The sequence below is a fragment of the Sandaracinobacteroides sp. genome (assembly GCF_057137845.1).
This window is the reverse complement of record NZ_DBNHFX010000078.1, coordinates 1-4,450: the sequence shown is the minus strand read 5'-3', so window position 1 is coordinate 4,450 and position 4,450 is coordinate 1. Positions and strand designations below refer to the sequence as shown.

At 63.8% G+C, this 4,450-nt stretch carries 5 protein-coding genes; all 5 read right to left on the bottom strand.

Features of this window, described 5'->3' with window-relative positions; genetic code table 11:
• Positions 1 to 223, bottom strand: a 223-nt coding sequence (locus tag AC16JP_RS03825) for a hypothetical protein (RefSeq protein WP_484339275.1), incomplete at its 3' end; no start/stop codon positions are given.
• Between the two features lie 264 nt (positions 224 to 487).
• Positions 488 to 1,519 (bottom strand): magnesium transporter CorA family protein, encoded by a 1,032-nt coding sequence (locus AC16JP_RS03820; protein WP_484339274.1) that lies wholly within the window; start codon positions 1,517 to 1,519, stop codon positions 488 to 490.
• Positions 1,520 to 1,588: 69 nt separating this feature from the next.
• Positions 1,589 to 1,954 (bottom strand): hypothetical protein, encoded by a 366-nt coding sequence (locus AC16JP_RS03815; RefSeq protein ID WP_484339273.1) that lies wholly within the window; start codon positions 1,952 to 1,954, stop codon positions 1,589 to 1,591.
• Positions 1,955 to 2,005: 51 nt separating this feature from the next.
• Positions 2,006 to 2,530: a molybdenum cofactor biosynthesis protein B gene (moaB, locus tag AC16JP_RS03810; RefSeq protein ID WP_484339272.1), complete on the bottom strand. Its 525-nt coding sequence runs from the start codon at positions 2,528 to 2,530 to the stop codon at positions 2,006 to 2,008.
• Between the two features lies 1 nt (position 2,531).
• Positions 2,532 to 4,304, bottom strand: coding sequence for a lytic transglycosylase domain-containing protein (locus AC16JP_RS03805; protein WP_484339271.1), 1,773 nt, complete (start codon positions 4,302 to 4,304; stop codon positions 2,532 to 2,534).
• Positions 4,305 to 4,450 lie beyond the last annotated feature (146 nt).

Below are 4,450 nucleotides of genomic sequence, written 5' to 3'. Positions count from 1 at the left end.
CAGCAAGCGTTGCCGCGCCGCGCCACCAATGGCCGGAACCAATGCTGTCGCCAAGATCGACGACGATCCCGGTTTCCGCAAATCCGGCAGCGACACGCCGCAGGGCCGCACCCGACTGCAACAGCGCACGATGCGCGCGCACCGATCCGGTCGGGCGGCGGCCGATGCTTGCGCCGCCCGCCCGCGCGCTATCCCTAAGGGCGACGTCAGCCAGCGTGGCCACAGTTTCGCCCTCCGCCGTTGAATGGCCTGTTTGTGTATTCGCGTTGCGTGTCGGCTGCCATCAGCAGAAAAATCGACCCCTCAGCTCCCGGGCTTGGCGCCCGCCCCAAGATTCTTGCACGACTTTTCTAAGCCGTTGTGGCAGAACACTGAATCAGACGCGGCGCAAGGTCAACCGAAACTATCCGAAAACGGCGCCTGACCTGCGACGAACAGGGCACATGAAACGTCGAACCGTGTGGCGAACAGGGCGCTGTACATCAGGCTACAGCCATCCCTTTTTGCGAAACCACAAATAGGGCAGGATCGCCGATAACAGCATCATCGCCAGCGCCATCGGATAGCCCAGCTCCAGCCCAAGCTCGGGCATGTTTTCAAAGTTCATGCCATAGATCGAAGCAACCAGCGTCGGCGGCAGGAAAATGACCGCCGCAACCGAAAAAATCTTCACGATTGCATTCTGTTCGATCGAAATGCGCCCCATCGCGGCATCCAGAAGAAAGCCGATGTTCTGGATCATGTAGGAACTGTTGTCCAACAGGCTCTGTATATCGCGCGCCAGCGATTTCAGCGTTTCGCGCACGATCTTTTCCTTGCGGCCTGCTGCCCCTGCGCCATTTTCTGTCGGGCTGATCGACAGAAAGCTGATCGCCCGCATCTGCGTAACCAGCGATTCATGCACCTTGTTCAGCACGAACTGCACACTGCCGATCCGCCGCAGGATCGATTGCAGGTCGGCTGTCGACAGCCGCACCGTGTCCGGCCTGTCCAACCCGAAAATCAGCGACGACAGTTGATCGATCTCTCCGCCCATTTTTTCAAGAATATCGGCAGTGCGATCGACGATGTTTTCCAACAACCGCGACAGCATCCGCACCGGGCTTTCACCGGGGGCTTCCCTGGTGCACGAGGCATCGAGCGAACGAAATGCCTGCGGATCGGCAAAGCGGATCGTCACCAGTGCGGATGGCGTGAGCACCAGGCTGACGGGCGCCGCCGCTGGTGTGCCGGAATCGACGCCCACCACCAGCAACAGGTTCATCACCTGCGCAACGCCATCGCGATATACCCGGCTCGACGCCTCGATCTCCGACATCTCTGCCTTGGTCGGCAGTTCCAGTTGCAGCACCCGTTCGGCAGCGGCGACTTCGTCGGATGTGGGGTGGAACAGGTCGATCCAGACGGCGCCGGCCAGTTCGCTGTCTTCCGGCACAGGGTGATCGATAGCGGCACCCGCCGCTACATCAAGGAGGGCGAGCGGTTCGGTCGGGCGTCCGGGAAGGTGAAGACGAAGCATGGCAGCCTGCCTAGTGCAAGTTGGCGCCGGTGGGAATGTGCGCTGATGCGGCGCGCGCCGGGGGGCGCATCACATGGGAACCGGCATCAGCCCCAATGCCTGCATCACCGTTCCCTGCACGACCAGCACCAGCAACCAGTGCAGGCTGTCTGCGGCGGCCATCGGGCCGGGATGGCCGCGAAATCGCAGTGTCACCATCAGCGGCGGAACGATGAAGCCGACCCAGGCAACGACCGCCACAGTCAGCATCGTGATCCACGGCTGGCCGGTTCTTGGCGCCAGCAGCAACGCGCCCGCCAGCACCGTGGCCACCCAGAATTGGGCGACCGCCGTAAGCGCCAGAAAGCCGATGTTGAGTTTCTCTCCGGGTTTGGACAGCAGAAAGTGCCCCAACCCGACCAGCAACCCGAATACCGTCGCGGCGAGAATCGGCATCAAATTATAGTTGATGTATTCCAGACGGCACCCTCCTGCCGGATGTTCTTGTTATTCCTGCAAGCGTGGCATGAGTTCGACAAAATTACAAGGCCCGAACCGGCTATCCAGTTGCTCGGCCAGTATTTCATCCCAGCCGTCGCGTACCGCCCCGGTGCTTCCCGGCAGCGCGAAAATATAGGTGCCGTGCGCCACCCCGGCGGTTGCACGGGACTGGATGGTCGAAGTGCCGATCTTCCTGAAGCTGATCCAGCGGAACAGTTCGCCGAAACCGGGGATCATCTTTTCGCAGACGGCTTCGACTGCTTCTGGTGTCACGTCGCGGCCGGTGACGCCGGTTCCGCCCGTGCTGATGATGCATTCGACGGCGGGATCTGCGGCCCACTGCGCCAGACGCTCGATGATGATATCCTGTTCGTCGCGGACGATCGCACGGTCGGCCAGCACATGCCCCGCCGTCTGCAGGCGCTCCACAAGCGTGTCGCCACTGCGGTCTTCGGCAAAGCCGCGCGTGTCCGAGATGGTAAGAACCGCGATCCTGACTGGCCGGAATGGTCGTGTTTCGTTCAGCGCCATGTCAGCGGGCAGCCAGACGCGACTTGGGGAAGCGCGGCCACTGGTTCGCCGCCAACTGCGAGATGCTCGGCGGCCCGGCCTCAGGCTCGTCTTCGGCCTGCGCCGCCGCCTTCATCTGATAGAGCCAATAGTTTCGCATCACGACCTCGACATAGTGGCGCGTCTCGCGGAAGGGGATCGATTCCATGAACAGCAGCGGGTCGCCATTGTCGCGCAGTTCACCGGCGTTCCACTTCATCACGGAACCAGGGCCGGCGTTGTAAGCGGCGATCACCTTGGGCAGCAGCCCCTGCGTGTGCGGGCTGTCACGCAGCATTTCCAGATAGGACTGGCCGAATTCGACACTGTAAGACGGGTCGGACAGCATGCCATCGCTGTGTTCGATTTCCATCGCCTTGGCCAGATCGCGCGCCGTGCCCGGCATGATCTGCATCGGCCCTTTGGCCCCTGCCCCCGACTTTGCCGCCGTGATGAACTTCGATTCCTGCAATGCGTGGGCAAAGATCAGGCTTCTTTCCACCCGCCAGCCGCGCAGGGGCTTCCAGTCGGGCGTCGGGAAGCGGGCCGACATGGGCGACATCTGGCCGGTCGGCGGGTTCTGCGCCAGCCAATATTGCGTTGCCGGAAGGTCGAGGCGCGCCGCCAACCGCAGCACCGGTTCGTAGGTGTCATTGGATGTTGCGACAGCCAGTTGCCGCAATTCCCGGTCGGCAAGGCCCGGCTGCCCGATCTCGACCAGCGCAACCGCTCGTCTGGCGCCCTGAAAGCCCTTCAGCGTGGTCCAGTCGGCTTGAATGAAGTCGGGTTCGCGCCAGTTGATGTTGGGCTGAAGGCCCAGCGCCTCAGACGCCAGCAGGCCGTAGAAACCGTCGCGGTCGCGCGCGACCGCAGCCTTCAGCCGCGTGGCAGAATCCCACGGCCGGCCGCACCGCACGTGGCTGCGCGCCGCCCAATAGGCCGCCGCCGAACGCAAGTCCGAGGCGGCGGTGTAAACCTGTGAAATCGCGTCGAAATGTCGGGCCGCTGCTTCGTTGTCGCCCTTGCGGAACGCTGCCAGGCCCGCCACCCAATAGCCCATCGCAGCCCATTCCGACGAACCGTTCGCGGCCTTCAGGCCAAGCCGTTCGGCTGTCGTGTCGTCAAGCGCCAGATAGGCGTTCCACGCCGCCCGCTGCGCCCATTCGCTGCGGACTTCGGGTGACAGCTCGGCCAACGGCCGTTCCAGCGCCGTTTCCACGTCCTGCGGACGGTCTGCGCCAAGCGCCGCCTTGGCTTCCGTCGCAAAATCCTGATCGGTCGTCGATTGAAGGCGGGCGCTGCGCGGCCCTAGCGGCGGGGTCAGGCGAATCGGAATCAGTTGCTTCAACTGCGCCAGCGGCGGCAGCGTCGTCGCGCCGGCCTTGCGTGCGAACGCGGCGATCGCCGTTGCCTGCGGCGCCGCCGGGTTGGATTCAAGCCAGGCAACAAGGCGCATCAGCCCGGCGCCCGCCCCTTGCGCCAGCAGGATCTGCGCTTCGGCGACCGGGTGCAGGATGCCCGGCTGCATGGCCGCCAGTTCATCGCTTGCGGCGCTGATCTTGCCAGCCTCGATCGCACGAAAAATCCGCGCATATTGCACCCGTTCAGCGGCGCTCAGTTGTGGCGGAACCGATCGCTCGGCACGGGTGAACGGCGACGACGTAACCTGGATCGTCTGCGGATCGGCGGAATCGGCAAGCACCGGGGCACCCGCCGCCCATAGCCCGGCAGCGGCAAGGAAAAGGTAACGGTTCACTGCTGAAGCCTCCGCCTGAGGTCGAGGAGGTCGGCCCAGGCACGCGCCTTCTCCTCCGGCCGGCGGAGCAGATAGGCTGGATTGAAAGTGGCAAGGGCCGGCACCGAGTCAGCGCCTGCCCCGATGGTAAGCCAGTTGCCGCGCAC

Bases quoted from the DNA above. Each gene is read 5' to 3' on its own strand.
- AC16JP_RS03815 (WP_484339273.1), bottom strand. From the start codon at position 1,954: ATGCCGATTCTCGCCGCGACGGTATTCGGGTTGCTGGTCGGGTTGGGG.
- moaB (WP_484339272.1), bottom strand. From the start codon at position 2,530: ATGGCGCTGAACGAAACACGACCATTCCGGCCAGTCAGGATCGCGGTT.
- AC16JP_RS03820 (WP_484339274.1), bottom strand. From the start codon at position 1,519: ATGCTTCGTCTTCACCTTCCCGGACGCCCGACCGAACCGCTCGCCCTC.